Origin of the sequence: Janthinobacterium sp. SUN073 (assembly GCF_030397665.1) — a bacterium.
GTDB lineage: Bacteria > Pseudomonadota > Gammaproteobacteria > Burkholderiales > Burkholderiaceae_D > Janthinobacterium.
In genome coordinates this window covers 78,910-102,668 of sequence record NZ_JAPUBT010000002.1, presented here as the reverse complement: position 1 = coordinate 102,668, position 23,759 = coordinate 78,910, and the positions used below count along the sequence as shown (strand labels likewise).

The 23,759-nt window shown below is 65.9% G+C and carries 12 protein-coding genes; 3 read left to right on the top strand and 9 right to left on the bottom strand.

What is annotated here, in order from left to right; all coding sequences use genetic code 11:
- Positions 1–11 precede the first annotated feature (11 nt).
- Positions 12–1,034: an AraC family transcriptional regulator gene (locus tag O0882_RS08445; protein WP_289946993.1), complete on the top strand. Its 1,023-nt coding sequence runs from the start codon at positions 12–14 to the stop codon at positions 1,032–1,034.
- Between the two features lie 10 nt (positions 1,035–1,044).
- Here the strand turns inward: O0882_RS08445 and O0882_RS08440 are convergent, their stop codons facing one another.
- The 8 genes from O0882_RS08440 to O0882_RS08405 all read right to left on the bottom strand — a co-directional run bounded on the left by O0882_RS08440 (position 1,045) and on the right by O0882_RS08405 (position 11,160).
- Positions 1,045–2,385: an alpha/beta hydrolase gene (locus O0882_RS08440; RefSeq protein WP_289946992.1), complete on the bottom strand. Its 1,341-nt coding sequence runs from the start codon at positions 2,383–2,385 to the stop codon at positions 1,045–1,047.
- Between the two features lie 108 nt (positions 2,386–2,493).
- The gene (locus O0882_RS08435) at positions 2,494–3,372 is read right to left on the bottom strand and encodes a peptidase (RefSeq protein WP_289946991.1); all 879 of its coding nucleotides are present in this window, start codon (positions 3,370–3,372) and stop codon (positions 2,494–2,496) included.
- Between the two features lie 89 nt (positions 3,373–3,461).
- Complete coding sequence (locus tag O0882_RS08430) at positions 3,462–4,271, bottom strand: transglutaminase family protein (protein ID WP_289946988.1); 810 nt, start codon at positions 4,269–4,271, stop codon at positions 3,462–3,464.
- Positions 4,271–5,215 carry an alpha-E domain-containing protein gene (locus O0882_RS08425; RefSeq protein WP_289946987.1) on the bottom strand — a complete coding sequence of 315 codons (945 nt, stop codon included), beginning with the start codon at positions 5,213–5,215 and terminating at the stop codon, positions 4,271–4,273. The genes O0882_RS08430 and O0882_RS08425 overlap by 1 nt, the downstream gene beginning before the upstream one ends.
- Positions 5,209–6,663 carry a circularly permuted type 2 ATP-grasp protein gene (locus O0882_RS08420; RefSeq protein ID WP_289946985.1) on the bottom strand — a complete coding sequence of 485 codons (1,455 nt, stop codon included), beginning with the start codon at positions 6,661–6,663 and terminating at the stop codon, positions 5,209–5,211. The genes O0882_RS08425 and O0882_RS08420 overlap by 7 nt, the downstream gene beginning before the upstream one ends.
- A gap of 128 nt (positions 6,664–6,791) precedes the next feature.
- Positions 6,792–7,949: a HAMP domain-containing sensor histidine kinase gene (locus O0882_RS08415; RefSeq protein ID WP_289946983.1), complete on the bottom strand. Its 1,158-nt coding sequence runs from the start codon at positions 7,947–7,949 to the stop codon at positions 6,792–6,794.
- A gap of 68 nt (positions 7,950–8,017) precedes the next feature.
- Complete coding sequence (locus O0882_RS08410) at positions 8,018–8,899, bottom strand: hypothetical protein (RefSeq protein ID WP_289946982.1); 882 nt, start codon at positions 8,897–8,899, stop codon at positions 8,018–8,020.
- Positions 8,900–8,979: 80 nt separating this feature from the next.
- Complete coding sequence (locus tag O0882_RS08405) at positions 8,980–11,160, bottom strand: TonB-dependent siderophore receptor (protein ID WP_289946981.1); 2,181 nt, start codon at positions 11,158–11,160, stop codon at positions 8,980–8,982.
- A 232-nt stretch (positions 11,161–11,392) separates the two neighbouring features.
- Here O0882_RS08405 and O0882_RS08400 point away from each other — a divergent pair, with 232 nt between their 5' ends.
- Positions 11,393–12,073, top strand: a complete 681-nt coding sequence (locus O0882_RS08400; RefSeq protein WP_289946980.1) for a hypothetical protein — start codon at positions 11,393–11,395, stop codon at positions 12,071–12,073.
- A gap of 157 nt (positions 12,074–12,230) precedes the next feature.
- Entirely contained in the window at positions 12,231–13,181 is a 951-nt protein-coding gene (locus O0882_RS08395; protein WP_289946979.1) for a 2-hydroxyacid dehydrogenase, read from the top strand.
- 15 nt (positions 13,182–13,196) lie between these two features.
- On the opposite strand, the gene O0882_RS08390 is transcribed toward O0882_RS08395, so the two are convergent.
- A complete protein-coding gene (locus O0882_RS08390; protein WP_289946978.1) occupies positions 13,197–23,750 on the bottom strand; it encodes a LysM peptidoglycan-binding domain-containing protein in 10,554 nt (3,517 codons plus the stop codon).
- Between the last annotated feature and the right edge of the window lie 9 nt (positions 23,751–23,759).

Genomic DNA, 23,759 nt, shown 5'->3' with positions numbered 1-23,759 from the left:
TGCATTATTTAATGAGCCACCAGAGCGCGACCATTTCGGTGAGCCTGGCCACCGATTTGCTGGAAGGACTCGATCCTGATTCGGACCTGGTCAGGACGGTCCTGGCGCGCGCCAAGATCGCGCCCGAATTATTGCTGGAGCAAGGGGGACGCATTACGATAGAGCAATTTTCCACCTTGCTGCGCCAGACTGCGCTCTTGCTCGACGACGAAACACCGCGGTTTTTTTCCCGCCCCTTGCGCAATGGCACGCTGAAGTTTCTCTGCCTGGGGATGCTCGATGCACCCAATCTGGATATTGCACTGCATCGTTTCGTCCGTTATTTCCGTTTGCAGCTCGATGACATGGGCTTTGATGTCACGCACGACAATCAACTGACCCGTATTGCCCTGATCGAATATGTGCCACCAAAAGGAGAGCGGGTGCTCGTACATGAGCTGATGCTGAAACTGGTGCATGGACTCGCTTCATGGATGATAGGGCGCGAGATACCGCTGGCGCGTGCCGATTTTGCGTTTCCCCGGCCGGTCCGGGCGGCTGAATACGTGTATTTATTTCCTGGCCCCATATATTTCGAGCAGGCCCAGACTGCGCTGTACATAGGCTCCGAGCATCTGGGCGCGCCACTGCGTCAGGACAAGAGTGCGCTCAACCAGTTCTTGCGCAATGCGCCTGCCGATTGGCTGTACGTGCCATTGAATGACAAGATCCTCACGCATCGTCTGCGCGACTACCTGGCGTCCCGCCTGGGCGATGTGATGACGATAGGTTCTTGTGCGAAGGCGCTGCATTTTTCCGTCCGCACGCTGTCGCGGCGCCTGGCCGAAGAAGGAAGCTCGTTTCAGACGGTAAAGGATGAGTTGCGGCGCGACATGGCGATTTTGCAGCTGATTAAGAGCGATTTGACGATCGCGGCGATAGGGCAGAACCTGGGCTTCGATGATCCCACCACGTTCAGCCGGGCATTCAAGCTATGGACAGGCAGCGCCCCAGGCGTTTACCGCCGTCTTGGGAGTAGCGAAAAGTGCAATTGAACGGCGTGGCTCAGGGTTTGAACGTCCAATAGCGGCCGGCGGCCGTATCGACGGGGTCGAGAAATCGCTGGTCGGCGCGCGCCTGGTTGCGTATCAGATAAAACATGTCAGACAGGGCCGAGCGCTTTTCCGCAAAGTACGAGTGCTTCATGAAGCTGGTGTCGACCCCGGTGGCGTCGATGGTTTCCACGCCCGCCACGATCAGCATGCCGGCGCCGCTGTCGCCCGCGCGCGCGTAGCCGTGCACGGCTTTCGAGGCGGCCAGGGCCAGGTCTTGCGACGAGGCATACAGGGTGACGGGATTGCGCGCGCCGGCCAGTTGCGGCGCGATATCGTGCTTGAAGATCGCCGCGTCGATGTCGGGCGCGGAGAGGATGAGCTCCGTGATCTTTTGCGCCAGCTGCGGTTGCGCGGCCAGCAAGTCGGCCACGGCGCGCGCCAGGCCCCGGCTGCCCATGCTGTGGCCCACCAGATACACTTGCGCCGCCTCCGTGCTGGCGAGAAAGTCGCACAGGAAGGCCGTGATGTGGGGCGTACTCCATTCGATATTGTTTTCATCGATGGTGTAGCTGGCCACTTCACCGCGCGACGGCCAGCTGTAGAACACGGGCGCGCCGTCGAAACCCAGATCGTAGGCCATTTGTCCCGTGCGCCGCGCCGCATCCTCGAAACTCACGTTGTAGCCGTGCACGAAGATAAAGGCGCTCTTGCCGGCCGAGGCGCGCATCCGGGTTTTGAGTGCTGCAAAGAAGTTGGCACGGTCCAGCACCTCGGCCGACAGCACCACCACGTGCTTGGCCGGGTCGTCGCGAAATTCCAGGCGCCACAGCGACGGCGATTCCAGCTGGCCCATGCGGTGGTCGCGCGGGATGCTGATGTCGCAGCTGCCATAGCTGAGCGGACCATTGCCGCCCATGACGTTGCGTTCGCCGCTGAAGCGCTGCGCCGGCGGCTTGCCCACGTCGCGCTGGCGGTCCGTGGCGAAATACACTTTGACCACCGCATAATTCGAGACCACGGCGCTTTTGTCGGCCGGGGCGGGCGCCGTTGCCACTTCGGGCAGCGGTGAAGGCGGGCGCTGCAGCACATCAAGCAAGCCTTGCGCGGCAAACAGGGTTTCCATGTCGTCCGGGACGTTTGCCGTGGCCAGGGCGGCCGACAGGGCCAGTTGCAGCCGGGCATCGTCAGGCGCCGCTTCCAGCGCGGCGATGGCGGCCAGGATGGCGGCGGCACCGTCGAACTTGGCGATGGCCAGCTTGAGCCGTTGATAGTTGCTGGCGACGGCTTCGGATGCATGGCCGGGCGCGCCATGCCCGATGGCTGCCACCACAGCGGAAGTGATCAAGTCCATGTGCCACCTGCCTTTCAGGTCAATCTGGATTGAATGTCAACCGATATTGCCATAAAAGCACGCGCAAGGCGACTTGTCCAGCACCGCGCGCAGGCGGTGCGCGGCAGATCAATGCTGCTTGTCGTCGCTGAACTGCTGCGCCAGCGATTGCAAGGGCGCCACCGTCAGGCCGCCGCGGCTCACGTGTTCGGGGATGGCCACGCGCACGGGCTTGCTGTGCATGTTGGCGGACGATAGCACGTTCGTCGTGGTCTCGGGCGCCGCATTCCACACGGGATCGACGATGCCTTCGAACACATGTTTCAATTGTTCGCCCCAGGTATCGCGGATCATGCGGAAATACTGGTTCTTTTCATCGATGGTGACGAAGCGCGTGACGGCCAGGCTGCCCGTCTCGTAGACGAGCAGATCGAGCGGCAAGCCGACGGAAATGTTCGAGCGCAGAGTCGAATCCATGGAAATGAGCGCGCACTTGGCCGCCTCGTCCAGGCGTGTGAACGGGTTGATGACCCGGTCGATGATGGGCTTGCCATATTTCGCTTCGCCGATCTGAAAATACGTGTTTTCATCGTGCGATTCGATGAAATTGCCGGCCGAATACACCTGGAACAAGCGGCAGCGCTCGGCACCTATCTGGCCGCCTAAAATGATGCTGACATTGAAATCGATGCCACAGTCGGCCAGGGCCTTCGCTTCGCGCTGGTGCACGGTGCGCACGGCGTCGCCCACGATGCGCGCCGCGTCGTACATGCTGGTCACGTTCCAGATGCTGCGCCCATCCGCATCCACGTGTTCGGAGACGATCTGGCGGATCGCTTGCGAGATTGACAGGTTGCCGGCCGTCATCAAGACCAGCATGCGGTCGCCCGGGTTCTCGAACACGCTCATCTTGCGGAAGGTGCCCACCTGATCCACGCCGGCGTTGGTGCGGGAGTCGGACAGGAAGACCAGGCCTTCGTTCAGGCGCATGCCTATGCAATAAGTCATCGTCGTAAATCAAGTCAAAGGTGGGAGCATTCTACACCAGCCTGGCCGTGCCACCTGCTGGCAAGGCCCGGCCAGCCTCATTCTTGCCACTACACCGGCACGATCTGCACATCAACCCGCAAAGTTTCCGTGCCGCCACCCTGGCGCACGCCGCGCACGGGGGCCGCCGAATCGTAGTCGCGCCCGATGGCCAGGCGGCAATACGCATCCGTCATCAGGCGCGCATGCGTGACGTCGATGCTGACCCAGCCCGCGAAATCCGTGTCTTCCGTCCAGGCATCGACCCAGGCGTGACTGGCCGCATGGCCCGTCGTGCCCGGATCGATGTAGCCGGACACATAGCGGGCCGGGATGCCCCAGGCGTGGCAGCAGGCCAGGAACAGATGGGCATGGTCCTGACACACGCCGCGCCCCAGCGCCAGCGCGTCGCCGGCCGTGGTGGTGACCATGGTGGCGCCGCTTTCATACGCCACCTTGCCGACGATGTGCTCAGCCAGGCGCAGCAAGTGGCCCGTTCCCGCCGTCATGCGCCGGTCGGGCAGGCTGGCGGCCGCCAGTTCGAGGATGGCGGGGTTGGCCTGTGTCAGGGGCGTTGGCATGGTAAACAACAGCGGCGACAAGGTATCGATCAGGTTCAGGCGTCCCTTGTACGGATAGATGGTTTCCACCACGCCGTGCGCGACCAGGCTCAGCGACTGATGGCTGCCGCTGATCGTCAGCATGTGCGACAAATTGCCGTAGGCATCCGTGTAGGCGTGGCACTGGCCCGGCGTGGTGATTTGCCAGGAGAGGGCCCGCTGCTGCGGCTCGATACGCGGCGTCAGGTGCAGCTGCTGGATGGTGTAGGCCAGCGGCGCACTGTAGGCGTAATGGGTTTCGTGGCGGATAGTGAGCTGCATCAGGCCGCCAAGGGAACGAGGAAGTCGCGGCTGACCCGGTTGCCCAGCTCATAGATGTTTTCCAGAAACTCCGTCAATGTATGATGCAAACCGGCCTTCATGATGTCGTCGATATGGCCAAATTTCAGTTCCGCATGCAATTTGCCCGCGAAGCGTTCTGTATCGGCCGACACATCGTTGCGGATATGCTTCAGGTTTTCCACCACGTCATCCATGCAGGCAAGTAAAGACCTGGGCATGTCGCCGCGCAGCATCAGCAACTCCGCCACCCGCGCGGGGGTGATCACGTCGCGGTACACCTTGCGGTAGATTTCGAAGCCGGACACCGAGCGCAGCAGCGCCGCCCAGTAGTAAAAGTCGCGCTGGGTGATGTCTTTCGAGGTGTCGCGCGCGCCGTGGAACTTCACGTCGAGGATGCGCGCCGTGTTGTCGGCCCGCTCCAGGAAGGTGCCCAGGCGAATGAAATGGATGGCCTCATCCTTGAGCATGGTGCCCAGAGTCACGCCACGCGACAAATGCGAGCGGTATTTGACCCATTCGAAGAAGGCGCTGGGGTCCGTTTCCAGCAGATTGCTTTTTAAACGCTTCTGCATGTCGAGCCAGGTGGCGTTCTGGATTTCCCACACTTCCGTCGTCAACGTCCCCCGCACGGCGCGGGCGTTTTCGCGCGCGCCCGTCAGGCAGGCGAGGATGGACGACGGGTTGTTCGGGTCGCGCACCATGAAGTCGAGCACGTCGCGCGTGTGGAAGCGGCCATATTGATGGTCATACGCGCTTTGCAGCTCGGAAATGCCCAGGGTGGCGCGCCAGCCTTGCTCGGCGTCCTGCTCGGACTGCGGCAGCATCGATGTCTGCATGTTGACGTCCAGCATGCGCGCCGTGTTTTCCGCCCGCTCCGTGTAGCGGGCCATCCAGAACAAATGATCGGCAGTGCGGCTCAGCATGTTTTCTCTCCTGCAAAAGCGGATGTCTCTTCCAGTACCCAGGTATCCTTGGTGCCGCCCCCTTGCGAGGAGTTGACCACCAGCGAGCCTTCACCCAGCGCCACGCGCGTCAGGCCGCCTGGCACCATGGAAATCGTCTTGCCAGACAACACGAACGGGCGCAAATCGATGTGGCGCGGCGCGATGCCGGCCTCGACATACGTGGGGCAGGCGGACAGGGCGAGGGTCGGCTGGGCGATGTAGCCACCCGGATTGGCCAGCAGGCGCTGGCGGAAATCCTCGATCTGCGCCAGGCTGGACGCCGGCCCCACCAGCATGCCGTAGCCGCCCGCACCATGCACTTCCTTGACCACCAGTTTCGATAAATTGGCCAGCACATACGACAGGTCAGCCCCTTTGCGGCACTGGTAGGTAGGCACGTTGTTGAGGATCGGTTCCTGCGACAGGTAGAATTTGATCATGTCGGGCACGAAGGGGTAGATCGACTTGTCGTCGGCCACGCCCGTGCCGATGGCGTTCGCCAGGGTTACCCTGCCGGCGCGGTACACGGACAGCAGGCCCGGCACGCCCAGCGAGGAGTCCGAGCGGAAGGCCAGCGGATCGAGGAAATCGTCGTCGACGCGGCGATAAATCACGTCGACTCGCTTCGGCCCACGCGTGGTGCGCATGTAGACGGAGTTGTCGTTGACAAACAGATCCTTGCCTTCGACCAGTTCCACGCCCATTTGCTGGGCCAGGAACGCGTGCTCGAAGTAAGCGGAGTTGTACATGCCCGGCGTCATGACGACGACGGTGGGGTCGTCCACGCCCATGGGCGCGACGGAGCGCAGGTTGTCGAGCAGCATGTCCGGGTAATGGTCGACGGGCGCGATGCGGTTGCGGGCGAACAATTCCGGGAACAGCCGCATCATCATCTTGCGGTCTTCCAGCATGTAGGACACGCCGGACGGCACCCTTAAATTGTCTTCCAGTACATAGAATTCGCCCTTGCCCGCGCGCACGATATCGACACCGGCGATATGGGCGTAAATGTCGGAAGCGACGGCAATGCCCTGCATTTCCGGGCGGTACTGGGCATTCTTGTAGATTTGCTCGGCGGGAATGATGCCCGCCTTGATGATGTTTTGCTCATGATAAATATCATGGATGAACATGTTCAAGGCTTGCACCCGCTGCACCAGGCCCGTCTGCATCTGCGCCCATTCGGCGGCGGGGATGATGCGGGGAATGGTGTCGAACGGTATCAGGCGTTCCGTGCCCGCATCGTCGCCATACACGGCGAAGGTGATGCCGACGCGGCGGAACGTCAGGTCGGCTTCGGCCCGCTTGCGGGCGATGGTCTCGGGTGATTGCTGCGCCAGCCAGTTGTCGAATTCACGATAGTGTTCACGTACCTTGCTGTCCGCCCCCACGTCATCCGCAGTCATTTCATTGAAAAAATTTGCCATGTTGTGATTTCCCTTGAGCCGTGTCTATGTATAGCTCAGCAGGAAGCGTGCCAGCGGGCCGGCTGCAGGAAGGTGTAAATATGACCACTTTTGTGGCGTCGCGCCGTCCTTCGCACCGCTTTGGTGCGCTAGCTGTCACTCTTGGGAGCGCCGGCGGGCGGGACGAACGGACGGCAATCGACGGGCACGTCGAAGATGAAGCTGGTGCCCGTTTCGGGTGCGCTGTCGACGGCGATGCTGCCGCCGTGGCTTTCGGCCACGTTTTGCACGAAGGGCAGGCCGATGCCCCAGCCCGGCGCGGGGCTGTCATTCTCGCGGCGCAAGTAGTCGAAGATGCGTTCGGCCTGTTCCGGCGCGATGGCGTGGCCACCATTGTGGACGGTGAGCATCAGGCGCTCGTGGACCGCTTCCACGTGCACATTGACGGGCGCATCATCGCCGTACTTGAGGGCATTGCTCAGCAGGTTTTCCAGCGCACGCCGCAGCGAGTTTTCGCACCACCAACCGGTGACGGCTTGCCCGCTGACCTGGCATTTGCCGGGCCGCTGCAGGTTGACCTGGCCGGCCACGGCGTGTATCAGGGGCAGCACGTCGAACTGGCTCAGCGCCAGCGGCAGCCGCTGGCCCCGGTGGTAGCTGAGGCTATCGAGCAATTCCTCGATCATGCTGTCGAGCCGTTTGCTGTGCTCGGCAATTTTGTGCGCCAGCAAGACCACCCGTTCCGGGTCCGCCTGCCGCAGCAGCAACTGGGCGCTGGTGCTGATGACGGCCAGCGGGTTGCGCATGTCGTGCGACAGGCCGGCGGCGATGCGGCGCCGGAAGCCTTCGTGCATGCTGGTAAATTCGCGTATCGATTCGCGGATGCCCACGTCGATCGAGGCGTTGAGCACCTGCCAATCCTTGCGACGCAGGGTGATGCCGGACGCATGCGCGGTAGCGGCGAAGCAGTCGCGGAAGATCTGGTATTCCTGGATCACCTGTTCCGGTCCGTAATTGGTCATGCGCGCCCGTTCATTGCCATGCACGGCGGGCACATTGCTGTTGCTGGCGGCGTTTTCGCGCGGATGGCCCGGCGTGAGGGCTTCGGCCAGGTTGTCGAAAAAGGCGGGCAAGGTATTGATGAGTATGGGCGTGAGCAACTGGTCGGCGCCGCGCACGCTGGCGCGTACGTGCTGTTCCCAGGCGCTGAGGACGGCATCGCGCATGGCGAAGAGGCGCTGCGCGCGCTGCAGTGGCTGGTGCGCGCCGGCCTGGCGATCCGCATGATGATCCGAGCTGATGCTCACCTGGCCTCCCTGACCGCAGTGACTATGCTTGCAATAGTATGCGCCTAATCAGCCGGCGGGGAAACGCTTTATTGTCCAGTATCGGCCTGGCGCAAGGCCGCATACAGGCGGGAAAGCGAGGCTGACCACTCGGTCAGCGAAAAGTTCTGTGGGTCATCATGACCGTTCGCAAAGCCCGTATCGAGCACGGCGTGGAAGGCAGGGATCAACCACGTGCCCTTGCGCACGCTGGCGGCGAGGTACAGCAGGGCCAGCCGGTCGTATTGCGCGGGCGTAAAGCCCGGATCGGGCGCCAGCCCGTCGTTGCCCTTGCCGCCAGCGGGCACGGAATGGCGCGGCTGCACCAGTTCCACGTGCAGGAACAGGCCCGTCAACGAAGGCTTGTCCTTTTCCAGCTTGCTGGCATAGCCGGGCGTGCCAAAGTCGCGCACCGACAATGAATCGCCGAGGCGGTTCACGTAGACATGGCCTTTCGGGCCGCCGCCCAGCGCCGGATTGCGCAAGCTGAAGTCGTTGAAGTCCCAGCTGGCATCGTTGATGCGGGCAGGAATGGATTCCGCCAGGAAATTCGGGTAGCTGGTGTCGTGGATGACGAAAAAGCGGGCCATGGGCGCCGCCAGCCGGCCCACCGCGCGCGACAGGGGTGCGTCGATGGCGCCACCCACGTCCGTCTCGGCTATGCCTTGCCCGGCTAGCCAGGCGCGCAGGCGGGCCGGGGCGATGCCCGTGCGCTGGCCGATGTGACTGGCAAGAAAGTCCGGCAGCGGCGCGCTGTCGCCCAGGCGCGCATACAGTTTCACAGGGCGCAGCAAACACGTGGCTTGCGCCCGCGCATCGCCCTTGAAACCGCTCTTCCAGGCGGCGTAGGGGCAGGCGGCTTGCTTTTGGGCAAGGGCGGTGCTGGCGGTGGCGAAGAGCAACAGGGAGAGGAGGGCGAGGCGCAGTGTCATGCGCGCATTGTCGCCCAAGCACAAGCGATTGCACAGGGGCGCACGCGGCGCGGCGCCCCTGCCGGGCATGGAATTGCCGTTTAGAAGTCGACCGAGGCGGAGACGACGACGGTGCGCGGCGCGGCCAGCACCAAGTAGCCAGCGTTGGAAGCGCCCCCAGCCGAAGCCCAGTAGTTCTTGTCCGTCACATTATCCAGGCGCGCGCGCAAGGTCACGGCGCGCTCAGCAATGCTGGCCGTATAGCGGGCGCCCAGGTCCAGGCGCGTCCACGATGGCAGTTGCTGCCGGTTGGCGGCATCGAGATACTGGGTCGAGGTGTACAGGGCGCGGCCCGTCAGCGCCAGGCCGTGCACGCCAGGCACATCCCACTCCACGCCCGCATTGAGCTGTTTGCGCGGCACGCCGATGGCGTCCTTGCCATTGTTCGCCTGGTTTTGCACATTCACCTGTTCCGCATCAAGGAAGGTCAGGCCGCCCAGCAGGCGCAAGCCGCGCACGGGGCTGCCGAAAACGGACAATTCCAGGCCACGGTTGCGCTGTTCGCCAAAGACGCCAAAGGTGCCGTTGTCCACGTACGCCAGCGGCTGTTTGGTGGTGAACAGAGCGACACTCATGCCGATGCGGCCGCCGTCATACTTCACGCCGATTTCCTTCTGTTTCGATTTGTACGGCGCAAAGACCTGGCCGATATTGTTCGTCACACCGAAGCCGCCAGCCACGACGCCTTTCTGCAAGCCTTCTATATAGTTGGCATACACGGATAGTTCCTTGCTGGGGCGGTACACGAGGCCGGCCAGCGGCGTGGTGGTGCTTTCGCTGTAACCAGGATCCGTCTGCTTGCCCGTGTCGTAGCTGTAGCTGTCGTCCTTGATGGTCTGGCGGCGCAAGCCCACGGTCAGCAGCACGCTGTCGTTGGCGAAGCCCATGGTGTCGGCCACGGCAAAGCTGGACAGGATGCTGCGCGACGTCACCAGAGGATTGTCCAGTTTGCCGCCAACATACAGGGTGGCGGCCGGCGGCACGGCATTGAACGGCGCATCGATGCTGGCGTTGAAGTTACCGCTCATGCCGTAGGCGTTGCGCGATTGCGACCAGAAGCTCGACGCCGTGGCGCTCAGGCTGTGGCTGATGCTGCCCGTGACGGCCTTGCCGCGCACGCCGATCTCGCCCGTGCGCACCGTATCGCGGCGTTCATTGTCGAAACGGTAGGCCGTGCCGCTACCATCCGCGCTGGCGACCGTGGGCACGGCCAGCACGTTCGATTCATTGCCGCTGCGCGCACCCAGCGCGGCCCAGGCCACCACATCCTTGGCGATATCGTATTCGCCGCGCAGGGTGCCGAAGGTGTCGCGTTCGTTCGAATGCGTCCAGTTCTGGGCGAAATTGCGGCTGGCGTCCGGTGCGGTCGGGATTGCCAGGCCGGGCGCCACGTTCACGCTGGGGCGCGGCGCCGTCAGCTTGTGGTCCTGGTAACCGGCATCGGCCGACAGGCGGAAGTCGCGGCCACGGTAGTCGGCACCGATGGAAAAGACGCTCAGTTCGCGTTTTTCATGGTCGACGGCCGTATCGCCGTCGCGGCGGGCCGCATTGATGCGGATACCCGTATTGTTGTCGGGGCCGAAGCGGCGCGCGATATCGGTGGCCAAGTACGCCTGGCCGCCGCTTTCCACGCCCACCGTCACCTGCGTCAGCGGCGCATTCGGCGCCCGCTTGGGCAGCAGGTTGATGGCGCCGCCAACGCCGCCGCCTCCCGGCGCCGCGCCATTGATGAAGGTATTCGCGCCACGGAATACTTCCACGCGCTCCAGCAACTCGGATGCGACAAACTGGCGCGGCAGCAGGCCGTACAAGCCGTTATACGCGAGGTCGTCCGAATTCACGGGGAAGCCGCGGATCATGTACATTTCCTGGAAATTGCCGAAACCGCGCGTGACGCGCACGCCCGGATCGTTTTGCAGCACGTCGCCCACGCCCTGCGCCTGCTGGTCCTGGATCAGCGCCTGCGTATAGTTGGTGCTGTTGAAGGGCGTGTCCATCATATCTACATTGCCCAGCAAGCCCAAACGCCCGCCGCGCGCCACCTGGCCGCCCGCATACGCCTTCGACAAACCTTCCGCCGAGGCATCGGCCGAGGCGTTCACGACCACCGTGGGCATGGTTTGAGCGTCGCCGGCCGGCGTGGTTTGGGCGTGGGCGGCGCTGCTGGCCAGCAGGAAGGCGGCCAGGGCGAAGGGGGTAGGGGCGAGGCGGAAGATGCGCATGGTGTTGTTGGGATATTAATGAGAATGATTATCATTATATTCCAGCATGGCACAACGCGTGGAAAAGTGTGAGAATGTTGAAAAAAAGTCGCCATTCGTACAACAACTGCCGGAGCAGGCACTGGAATCTGGCGGGAAAGGGCGCGCCAGACGATACCTTGTGGATTTATCAATGCTTGTCGCACAGTTTCGTTAGAATGGGCCATCGCGCCCGGCGCCCACAGGAAACCGCATGTCATTGCTCCGCCATCTACCGTCCGTCTCCATGCGCATACGGGACGGTCTGAGCCTGAAAGGCGCGGCCGTCGCGCTGATCCTGGCCATGCACGCGCTGGGCCTGTACTTCCTCTTGCTGCCGGCACGGCAGCTCAAGCAATACACGGAAGTGGCTTTCATGACACTGCTGCCTTCCCGGCCGCCGCAGATGCCGCCGAAGGCATTGCCGCTGCCCATGCCGGCACCCTTGCCGCGCGCGCGCGCCAGTGCGGTGCCTGCCACGCCGTCCGCCGTCCTCGCAGCGCCCACAGTGGCAGCGGAAACCATCACCGTACCCGCCGAAGAATTGCCCGCCGCGCCGTCCACGGCGCCGTCCACCGCAGACTTGCGCACGCGCGCCCGTCTGGCCGCCGGCGCCGCCGACAAGGCCCTGCGTGGTGAACTGAAACAAGACAAGCCATGGCTGGCCGCAGCCGACCTGAAGAGCGAAAGCAGCTTCCAGAAACTGGTCGCCTCCGCCTGGCGCGGCGGCCCCGTCATCCGCGTGGAGGAATACCTGACGGCAGATGGCCGGCCCGCCACGCGCGTCGTTAGCGCCGTCGGCGCCACGTGCTATGGCATGGATGCAAACCCGGGCGCGGGCGCCGACCCGTTCAAGACGGGCGGCAAGGTCAAACGCGTGCCTTGTCCGGGTTGAGGCGATCTGACCATCGTTGTGGCGGTGCTTGTCGGCTTACGGCCGTTGGGCTAAGCCGACCTACGCATGATGCAAGGGTGATCCATGCCATCCCCCGCAGGGTCGCAAATATGCTAAGTTGCGTCTGCAAATCTTGTCGACACCAACTTGGACGCCCATGCTCCCCGAACTCCTCATCCTCGCTCCCAGCCCTTCGGCTGCCGTCAACGCACAGCTGGAGCAGCAATACACCTGCCATCACGCCTGGCAAGTGCCGGCGGACGAGCGCCACGCCTGGCTGGCCGAACGGGCGCCGGCCATCCGCGCCGTCGTCACGACGGGCGCGCTGGGCTTGAATGCCGCCGACATGGCCTCGCTGCCGCATCTGGAAATCATCGCCGTCAACGGCGTGGGTCTCGATGGCGTGGCGCTGGACCGGGCGCGTGAGCGGGGCATCGCCGTCACCACCACGCCGAACGTGCTGACCGATGACGTGGCTGACGTGGCGCTGGCCTTGCTGCTGGCCAGCGCGCGGCACATCGTGACGCTCGACCGTTTCGTGCGCGACGGCGGCTGGGAACGCCGCGTAGCCATCGCGCCCGCCTCCAGCCTGCGCGGCAAGACGGCCGGCATCTTCGGCTTCGGCCAGATCGGCCAAGCCATCGCGTTGCGCCTGGCCGCCTTCGGCGTGCAGGTGCGCTATTTCCAGCCGCGCGCCATTACCGGCACCAGCGTGCCACGCGCCGCATCCCTGCTGGCCCTGGCGCAGGAAAGCGATTACCTTTTTGTTTGCGCGCCGGGCACGCCGGCCACGCGCCAGAGCATCGACCGCGGCGTGCTCAACGCGCTGGGTCCGCAAGGCACCTTGATCAATATCGCCCGTGGCGCGCTGATCGACGAAGATGCCCTGATCGCCGCCTTGCAGGATGGCCACCTGGGCGCGGCCGGCCTGGACGTGTTCGCGGACGAACCGCGCGTACCAGCCGCCTTGCGCGCCTTGCCGAACGTGGTGCTCACGCCGCACGTGGGCAGCCTGACCGTGGAAACGCGGCACGCCATGGGCCAGCTGGTGCTGGACAATCTGCAAGCCCACTTTGCCGGCCTGCCGCTGCGCACGCCTGTGCCCTGACGCTGCGCCGCCGCGTCAGGGCCGCACCACCCAGCGCACGTCTTCGAGCGACAGCAGCAGTTGCTCTGGCGCGCCGTCCGTAAAGAAGTTCAGGCGGAAATCCATGGCGGCGCCGCCACCCGTGGTCGGCTGCTGCGTGTCATACCATTGCTGCACCTGGGCCACCAGCGCCATGGGCGCGGCGGGAGGCTGAGCCGCATCGATGGGCGCGAGCACGGCCGGCAGCAGGCTGACCGGCAGCGAGGTGCGGGGAAAGCCCGCCACGGCCGGCATCACGCTGTAGGAATAGCTGCCATCCATGGCGATGCGCACGCTGCCCGAGGCGCCCGTGAAGAGGGCGTTGAAGAAGCCCCTCATGTAGGCCGCCACATCGCTGCCGTCCACCGGTGCGACTTGCCGCAAATCATAGCCTTGCCAGCTCAGGCGTGGCAGGATGGGGTCGCTGAACTTGACGACCGGCGTCTGGTACAGGAAGGCATGCATGGTCGACACCTGCGTCTGGCTGGGCGGGCACAGGTAGCGGTTGCGCTGCACGTACAGCGAGGCCTGGGCGTTCTTGTACACCATCACGTTCAGCCCTGGCATGCGCACCTCGCGGCCGGTATTGGCCAGTGCGGCGGCAAACGACAGGTCGGGCGCGTCGGCGGCGATGGCCGCGTAGCGGTAGGCCAGCAGCGCATCGGGCGGCGTGGGCGTGGCCGGCGTGGCCCGGTACCGCTGCGCATCGATGTCGAGCACGGGCACGGGCACGGTGACGGCGCCGTTGCTCAGGGTGCCGGCCAGCGGGTCGTAGGTGGCGGGCGCGCCGCCGACGGTGACATTGAGCAGCGCATACCAGGCGTCGCCGCCATGGTCTTCCAAACGCGCGTCGAATTCCACGGCCACGCTGGCCTCGCCTTGCGCCGCCGCCAGCCGCGCCGCGCCGAAATGGCCGCCATAGCTGGCTGCCACCTGGGTCACCAGCTGCTGGAAGGCGGTGGTGGCCAGTGTTGCCTTGGCGATACTATCGGCCGTATCCTGCTTGCCATCGAGGGGCGCGAGGAATGCGTCGAGGTCAGCCGAGATGAGCGGATAGTTGCTGACGAAGGCGGCCAGCGCCGTAAACAGGTCGGGACCGGCCGCCGCGGACAGCCTGGCCGCCTGCGGCGGCACGTTGAGCACGACGCTGACGTGCACGGCATCCTGCGCCGCCTGGCGATAGGTATAGCTGAAGCTGTAATCCCACTGGGCCAGCTGGGCCGGCTGCAAGCCGGCGGCGGCCAGGCGCATGCGGCCGGCCTGCGGCGCGGCGGACGCGGTGGCGGTCTGCCGGTTGACTGTGGGCGGCACGGGCAGGGCGCGGTTCAGCACGGGGATATATTGCGTGCCATTGCCCAGCGCTACCTCGAACGGACCGGTGATGAACAGCAGCCACTGGCTTTGCGCGTAGTTTTCGATGCCGGGCACGAATTGCTGGTCGAATTCCATGTGCGTGATCTGATAGCGCAAGTCCAGCGGCACATAGGCCTGGCCTTCGACATTTTTCGAGATGAAGTTGAATGACAGCCGGCTCTGGTCTGGCGCGGCAGTGCCTTGTAGCGGCAGCCGGGTCGGGAACAAGGTGTAGTTCTGGTTGCCGTCGCCGGCCGCGCCGTCCGCAGTGCCGCCAGCTGCGCCCGCGCCGGCGGGCTGGCCGTACAGCGCGGGCGGCCCCGCCGCGTAGATGCCGTCCATGCCCGTGATCTGGTCCACGCCGTATACCACCACGGCGCCGGCGGCAAAGGCCGGCCCCAGGGTGGTCAGCAGCTGCTGTCGCATGGTGGCGGCCGCGCTGAAGCGCGTGGCTTCGTCCGCCGCGCTGCTGCTGAGCACGGGGCTGACCGTGGCGCTGATGGCGTCGGCCAGCGTCTGTTTCGCCTTGAGTACGAGGCCCAGCTGGCCGCTCTGCAGCGGATCGGCGATGCCGTTGAGGCGATCGAGGATGTAGGCGGGCGGCGCATAGGTGGCCGAGAGGAACTTGTCGATGGCGTCGAGACAGCTTTGCAGCCACAGGTTCAGGTCGACGCTATTGAGCGTCAGCGCATGCGGCGTATTGGTCGGATAGGCGTCGATGCTGACCATGCGGCTTTCCAGCGAATTGGCAACGGGCAGCGGCGCGTAGTAGCTGGCCTGCTGGCCCAGGCGGAAATGGATGCCCTGGCCGGGCGTGTCGCTGAAACGCACGGCGAACAACTGCTGCGTCTGCTGGCCGGCGCTACCCACGCGCGTCAGCCCCGCGCCAGCGCGCATCGACCATTGCGGCGTCTTCAGGCACGCTTCGAGCGCCTTGGCAAACGTGGTGTAGCTGGAGGCGCCGCCATTCGTGTCGGCCTGCGGCAGCACGGCGCTGACCACGCTGGCGCCGTCCGGCAGGGCCGCCAGCACGGGGTCGAGCAGGATGGCCTGGCGCGTCAGCACCAGTGCCACGTCGAGCGCGATGCGGTTGGCGCTGGCCAGTTGCGCCAGCGGTACCGGCACCGATAGCGTGGCGGCGGGCGCCGTGGCGCTGCCGCCGCCGGCCAGCGCCTGCAAGTAGATGGCGCAGGCGGCGACGAAGTCGCGCACCTGCCGCGACTGGGCCTCGCCCAGCGGCTGCAGCGGCGTGGCCAGCAGGGAGTTGCTGAGGGAGATGCTCACCGCATTTCCGCTCAGTCCGGGCACGCCCAGGCCCGTATAGTCCTGGTGCAGCTGGAAGTACAGGCGCTGGTAGGTGGGCAAGTCTTGCATCGCATCGGCTGGCGTGGCGTAGGCCAGGCCATCCATGCGCAAGGTCAGCAGCAGCGCGGGTGCGCCGCCCGCATCCGTGTCGTACAGGTAGCTGGCCTGGACTTTCGGCCAGGCGGACAGGCCCAGCAGGCGATCCGTGTAGCGCAGCGCGGCGGGGGCCTGGTCCAGCGCCCCCGTGTAGCCGACCGGCGGCGCCTCGAACGGCGTGACGGTGGTGTTGCCGAACAGGTCTTGCCAGCGCAGGGCCAGCGACGCATGGCCGCCCACGCCCAGGTAGGGATTGTCGGCGGCGGGCGGCAGGCCGGCCGGCGGATTGACCGGCGCCGCATTGAGCGTGGCGAACGGCCGTCCGTCGCTGTTGTTGCCCAGGTAGCCCAGCGCCTGGCGGTAGTCGTAATCGGCCAGGGCCGCGGCGGCATAGCGCCGGCGGTGCGCTTCGCCATCGTCCCCATCGCCATCGCCGCCGCCGTCGCTGTCGTTCGTATGGTCCTGCGGTCCGAAGGGCAGGCTGTAGGGACTGGGCAGGAAATACGGGTTGTGGCCCAGGCCGGCCGACAGCGTGTTGTACAGCGCAGACAGGGTCGCTTGCGCATATTGCTGCTGTTGCTGCGGCGTGGGATCGGGCGGCAGCACGGGCACGCCGTCGTTGCTTCGCTTGAGCTGGAACGACAGGTTGCCCGGCGCCAAGGTCGCTTGCGCATCGAGGGCCAGGCTGTCGACGTCGAGCACGGTGCCATCGGTGTACAGGCCCGCGGTGTCGGCCGCGCCCAGGGCCAAGGCGTCCACCGACAAACCATAGTAGGCGGCCAGGGCGGTGAAGGTATTGCCGGGAGCGTCAGACGTGGCTGGCACGCGATAGACGAGCGGCGGAATGCGCATGGTCGCGCCCAGCGCCACCGTCACGCCGGGATTGTAGGCGGCGATCTGCGCCGCGCTCAGCGGGGTTGCGCCGGCCGAGTAATACGCGGCCAGCTGCTCCAGCGCTTGCGCGGGCGCGGCCATGTCTTGCTGGTTCAGCTGGTGCAGGATGCCGCCCACTGGCACGCTGGCGCCGGCGCGCAGCGGCCGCACGGCGTTTTGCCGCGCCAGCTGTCCCACGCCCATGCCATACGTGGCGGCCAGGGCGGTCAGGGTGCTCGTGGCGGCGTGGGCCAAAGGCTGGGTCTTGGCCGGCTTGCTCAGCGATTCGAACACCAGCACGTCCTGCTGCGGATCGATCGCCTGCGTTGTCAGCAGGGCGTTGACGAAGTTCGGCACGGTGTCGGCGGCGCCCGCCGCCGGGCGCGCCAGCGGAACCACCAGCGTCAGTGTGGCCGTGCCCGTGGCGTCGAAGACGGATGGGGGCAGGCCGGCGCCCGACACCATGTCCTCGAAATACAGATAGTAGCCGCCGCCGCGCACCACCGATTGCTCCCACAGCAGCTTGATGAATTGCGACGGACTGTTGGCTATGCCGCGCGGCAAGGCTGTCTCCGCCGCGTCCAGCAGCATGCGGCTGGACGGTGGATGGCTTTCCGTGGACAGATTGGTTTGCGTCAGGAAGCACAGGTAGTCGGCATCGGCCTGGCCCGTCAGCGCCACCTGGTCGCTGCCGCCTTCACTGTACAGCAGGAACAGGCCGGCCACCAGGGATTCGCCCACGGCGGCCATGCCGCTCAGCAGGTATTGCAGGCGCTGGGCATCGGCGGCCGACGGTCCCACCAGCTCGTAGACGTGGGCCAGGGTGGCGGCGCTGGCCAGCGCGGTGCCGCTGGCGTCGTTGGTGGCCACGGTGGCGGCCGGCATGCGCGTGATCTGGAAGTCCACGCGCGTGGCGTAGGCATAGCCGCTCAAGTCCTGGAACACCGTGCTGCCGCTGTTGGGCGGCGTGTTGCCGATGCGGGGACGATAGGCGGGCATCAGGGCCAGCATGTCCGCGTATTGCGCCTGCGTGTACAGCGCCTGCAGCGTATCCTGGCGCTGGGTGATGCTGGCCAGCATGGCGTCGGGCAATTGCCACAGATACGGCGCGGGCGCGGCTTGGCTGGCGGCGCGCGCCGCTGAAGCGGCGCCGGAGGTCACGGCCGTCAGGCGCGCCAGGTCGGCGGTGATCCAGGCGGCGTAGCCTGCCGCAGGGAACTGCCGCGGCTGCAAGGAAGCCAGCGGCAGGATGTGCAGCACAGGCGACGGCACGAAGCTGCCCGCCTGCGCATACGCCAGCACGCCCGACAGCAAGCCGTACGCGGCGTCCAGGTCGATGGGCAGGCTGGTGCCGGGCGCGCCGGCGAAGGTGATGAAATCGAGGGCGACGCCATGCGAAATGGCATTGCGTCCCAGGCTGATGCGGTAGCCGCCGGCGGCGCTGGCGGGCGTGGGGAATTGCTGCCCCGTCAACTGGTACAGCGCGTAGTCGGTCTGTGTCTTGCTATACAGGAAGGATGGCGACAGGCTCAGGCCCGCCGCCACCGGCAGGCGCAAGCCATAGGTGATGAAGCGCGCGACCTGGCCGGCGGCCTGGGCCACGGCGCCGCTGGCCTGTACGCCGCACCACAGCTGCTCCAGCGGCAAGGCGTCGAGGCGGGCGATGGCCAGCCGGCCCGGGGCCGCGGCGAACAGATCGGCGACGCCGGCATTGTCGCGCCCCAGCGCGGCGGCCGTGGTGGCGAAGCGGCTGGCGATGCTGGCGAGGGTATCGCCGGCGGCCGATGCATAGGCCAGCGGCGGCACGGCGAGGAGGGCCGTCGGCAGCAGCAGGTCGGCGCGCGCATACAGCGATGCCTGCTGCGCCAGGGTGGCCAGCGGCACGCCCAGCGCGGCGGCAATGGCGCCGAAGCTGTCGCCGGGCGCGGTGACGTGGCTGACGGCGCCGGCGCCGAAGTCGAAGACCAGCGTCACGCCCGTGCGCAGCGCGCGCGGCGCCGCATTCGCGCCGATCAGCTGGGCCGCGGTGGTTTGCCAGCGCCCGCCGGCGCCGGCCGGATCCGTGTAGCGGGCGGCGATGGCCGCCAGCGTATCGCCGGCCTGGATCACGGCGGACAGACCGCCGACCTGCAGCGGCAGCGCGCCGTTCAGCGGGTACGTGGCATTCGGCAGCGACACGTCGTCCGCGTCGATGGCGTTGCCGGCCCGGTTGAAGGCGGCAACGATGCCGGCGATGCTGTCGCCCGGCTGCAGCGCATAGCTGTAATTGTCGAAGGCATCGATGGCCGATTGCAGCAGTGCGCGGCCGATCAGGCTGAAGACGTCGACGAAGATGAAGGCCGCCATCGATTCGGCGCCAGCGTCGTCCTGCGCCAGCAGCGCGGGCTTGGCGGGCGCCTTGCCCACCTTGGCGGCCACCTGGCGCAGCACGCCGGCCACCGTGCTGCGGTACTGTTCCGTCGCCGTCGCGTAGGTCTCGAGGTCGATCGCTTGCGTGCCGGCGCCGCCTTGCGGGTCGGGCACGTCCAGCCGCAGCCCGTCGAACAGCGGAAATAGCGTGGCGCCGTCCATACAGGCGCCCGGCGCGCTGATGTTCACGATGAAGCTGTCGGCAAGGAACTGCAGCAGGTCGCCCATGCCAAATGGTTGCATGGCGGGGTCGGCCAGCACCTGGATGCCCGCCACCAGCTGCGTCAAAGTGACGCTGGCGGTCGCGGCGGCAGCCAGGTCCAGCGCCGCGTCGTCAGCCCGCGTCGCCGGCTGCAAGGCGTCGAGCAGCCACGGGAAGTACGCCTTGCACAGCAGGTCGAACGAGGTCGTGCCTGTCCCCGCGCCGCCGGCGGCCGGGTCCGGCGCATCCATGGCGAACAGGCAGACGAATGCGCCTTGCTGCGCGCCGCTGGCGGTGGCGCCCTGCGGCGCCAGCACCGTGAATTGCGGCGCCGTCACCAGTTGCAGCAGCGGCTTGGCATCGGTGCGCAGCACGCGTCGCGGCTGGCGGCGCGGCCCGGCGCGCAGCATGGCGGCCTGCAGTTCCATCGGCAAGGTGCGCGCGCGGCCGCGCGCCAGGCTTTCCAGGCCCAGCGCGCCGCCGCCATCCCACGGCGCGCGACTGTCGCTGCCGATGCGGAATTGCGCGCTGACGGTGGCGGAAAAGCCCACGGAAATGGTGAAGCTGAAGATGCCCAGGTCGATCTTGACGCGCAGGCTGATGCGCACCGAAGCCGTCACGGACAGGGGGATGGCGCGGTAGGATTCGTAGCCGATCTGCACCGACACGGTGATGTTGACGAGCAGCGAAGCGCTGATGATTTTCAAATCCACTTCGCCGTACAGCATGCCGATCACGCCGAACGTGCCCGTCAGCTTGAAGTAGCTGCTTTCCTGGACGCTGCCGGACGCGCCGGCGTTGGCCAGCGCGACGGCGTTGCTGCGGTCGTACGGATGGTAGGTGGCGATCACGCCTTCGATGATGCCGAACACGGTCAGCGCGAAGCCGGCTTTCAGCGGCCCCTTGACGAAGTTGTAGCCCAGGCCCAGCTGCAGACCCAGGCCGAAGACGATGACGGGATTGAAATACCCGAGATCGGTTTTCGGCACCTGCGTCGCCGTCGCGCTCGACAGCTTGCCGAAATACACGCCGCCCGAGCCCATCACTGGCACGCCGTAGACGATGGCGCTAAAGCTGAACGAGCGCGTAAAGTCCATATTGTAGGGAAAGCCGATGTCGATCAGGAAATCGCCATTCGTGTAGATCTTGATGCCTATCATCGGCAGCACCACGCTGACGGCGCCGAAGTTCAGGTTGCGTATGCTGTCGGGGAAGGTGAAGTCGATCTGGAACAGGCCCACGTCGTCGCTGATCTTCTTGTACAGGATATCGACCACCAGGCCGGCCAGGCCGCCCATCTTGGGGCTGCCCAGGGTCAGGCGCAAGCCGTACAGGTTGGGATCGTTGAAGACGATCTGTACGTCGACGGCCCACACGCCGGCTGTCTGCAGCACGCCGAAATGCGCGGCGATCAGCCAGTTGCTGTCCGGCTGGTAATACGGCTGGCCCTGCACACCGCTGCCCGGGTTGACGGGATTGCTCTTGCCCGTGGTGGGCGGCACGCCGGCCAGCGCGTCGATGACGGCCTTGGTCGAGCTGAAGTCGGACGCGCCGTTGATGGCCACGCGCTGGCCCAACATCAGCAGGAAGACCTTGAAATAGCTGGAACCGGCGCCCGGCACGCTGGGCATCTCTTCCACGTCCTGTCCCTTGTCCGGGTCCAGCAAGTCGCCCATGCTGCCTTTGAGCAATGGGGGCACGCTGGCGTCCAGCGCCAGGGTCACCTTGCCGTCCGTATTGCGCTTGAAGACGATGCTGCGGATGACGATGAATCCGAGGTTGAGGGGGGAACTGAGCGTGTAGGTGGCGCTGAGGCGGTTCTTTTCGCCGGTTTTCAGCGACACGTTGATGGACAGGCCGTCCAGCGTGACCTGGTTCAGCAAATCCCACGGCGACGGCAGCACGAAATACGGATCGCCCAGCGTGCGCACGAGCGCCTGAATCAGGCTACCCAGAGACCAGCCCGCCAGGGTGAAGCTGAGCATCTCGTTGCCGCTGGTATAGGTTGCCGTGAAACCTTCCCAGCTCACGTACAGCGTGTGGTTCGGCCCCTTGTCCGTCGGCTGGAACGCATAGCCGAAGCCCAGTTTCAGATTGATGGCGGTATAGATCCATACGGCATCGGCCTTGCCCGAGAATTGCTGCGCGGCCGGCTTGGCGCCGTCATACTGCACCGAGAGCGTGGCTTTCTGCAAGCCGATCTCTTGCTGGCCAAGCAGGAACAGCCAGGTGAAGGTGGTGTCGACCGTGTAGCTGGTGGCCAGGTCCGTGCTGGGCTTGCCGCTGGGTATGACCGCATCGATGGCGAACGCGGAAATCTTCAGGTTGCCCGGCAAGAAGACGGGGAAATCATAGATGCCGCCGGCGGCAAAGAATTGCTTGATCATCTCGCCCACGTCGAGTTCTTGCGCGAGGGAGGCGGAGAGGGTCCAGCGGGGCGGCGTTTCCTGGCTGCTGTAGGCCACGCTGACGGCCGCCTGCAGGCTGGCGCCCACGCCCAGCAAGCCGGAAATGGAACCGGCCCAGGCTGTGCCGGCGCCCGCCGCGCCGGCCTCGACAAGGGCCAGCGCGTCTTCCTGCTTGTCCGCGGCCACCGTGGCGCTGATGCCCGACAGGCTGATCTGGCCTTCCGAAATGCTCAGGATGGGCGCGCCGCCCACCGTCAGGAAGGACAGGCTGATGGCGTAGTCGCTGGAAAACGCGAAGGACTGGGCCGCGCCGTCTATGCTCAGCGTGATATTCGACACCTCGGCCTGGATGCTGTCGGGCAGGCTGACGAGGCCGTTCGAGACAACGGACAGGAAGTCCGACAGCGTGGCCTTGCCGGGAAAGCTGGCCTGGAACAGCTGCGCCGAGTTGAACTGCACGTCGAATTCGCCGCCCGGCGTGCCGTCGAGGTTGCGAAATACCGTGGGCAACAGGGTGAAGGTAGTGCCGAACAGGTATTCATAGCGCGACTTTCCGCTGGCCTTGCTCGCCAGCGGCTGGTAAGCCGTCCAGTCGAGGAAGAACGAGGTGACCGTAAAGCTCAGCGCGGGCGTGGGCGCCGGGATAGGCTGCCAGCTCAGATCGCGCACGGTGCGCAGCTGCAGCGTGACCTGGTCCACCGTGGGCGGCGCCTTGGGCGGAATGCTGCCGCTGATGGTCATGCCGCCGAGGCCGAACGACGTCAGGAACTCCTGCAGCACGGCCGGGGTGGCGCGGAAATAGCTGGCGCCCCCGCCGATCAGGCTGATGGCGGCGCCGGGACTGAGGGGCTGCCCGTCGCTGCCCGCTTCCAGGCTGACCGCGTAGTTGCCGTCGCCGTCGGCGTTCGATGGCTGCAGCAGCAGCGACAGCGTGTAGTCGGTGGCGCCTGCGCCTTCCACGCTGAGCGTGGCCGTCAGCGCCAGCGTGGCGGCCTGGTCGCCATCGGCCGCTTCCTCGTCGGCCGGTTCGCCGTCGCCGCGCAGCAGCAGCTGCATGCCGCCGTCGAGCAGCAGGGCGTCGGGCGGCGGCGCATCGACGGGTGGCGGGATCGTCACGGTCAGGCTGGGCGCGGCCACGCGCAGGTAGCCGGCGAACGTGCAGTCGAGCTCGCTGAGCGTGGCCGACAGCACGCCGCTGGGCATCAGGCCGCCCAGTTCGAACGTCTTGCCGTCGTACAGCGCCATGTCCAGGTAGCCGCCGATCTGCAGCTTGCCCGGCGGCGCCGCCAGGTCGGAAAACAGTTCCAGAAATGGCGTCACGAAGGCGGGCAGGGCCACACTGGCGCTGAGGTTCTGCTTGGCGCCGCCCGTGACGGACAGCCCGCCTTCGCCACCCCATGGATAGACGCCGTCGGCGCTGGAAAACACCAGCAGCGCGTCCGCCAGCGGCAACTCGCTGAATGGCCAGCCGCCCATGAAGGGAAAGCTGCTATCCCAGTTCCAGTCGGCGGGACTGGCGGCCACCTGCACCACCAGCACGGCCGCGTCATCCCCGTCGTCATCCCCGTTGTCGCCCGGCGTGCGCGCGACGGCCGGCTGCGTGGAAAACACCAGCGTGGCAGGGGTTTGCAGCAGGCCACCGATGAAGGGCAGGCTCGCCTTGCTGACCGTAAAGACGCCGTCGCTCACGGCGCCCACGTCGGCTGCCGCGCAGCTGATCAGGAACTGCGCCGCGTCGATCTGGAATGCCTGGCCGATGATGGCGTCGAATTTTTCGGGCGGCGCGACGTCCGGGTCGGCCAGGCCCGCTTCCAGGAAGGCGGCATCGAGGGCGAACGGGCCGCGGCTGGCGGCGTCGACGATGGCTTGCTGCAGGTTTTCCAGCGCGGTATCTGTGGTGGACATACGAACTTG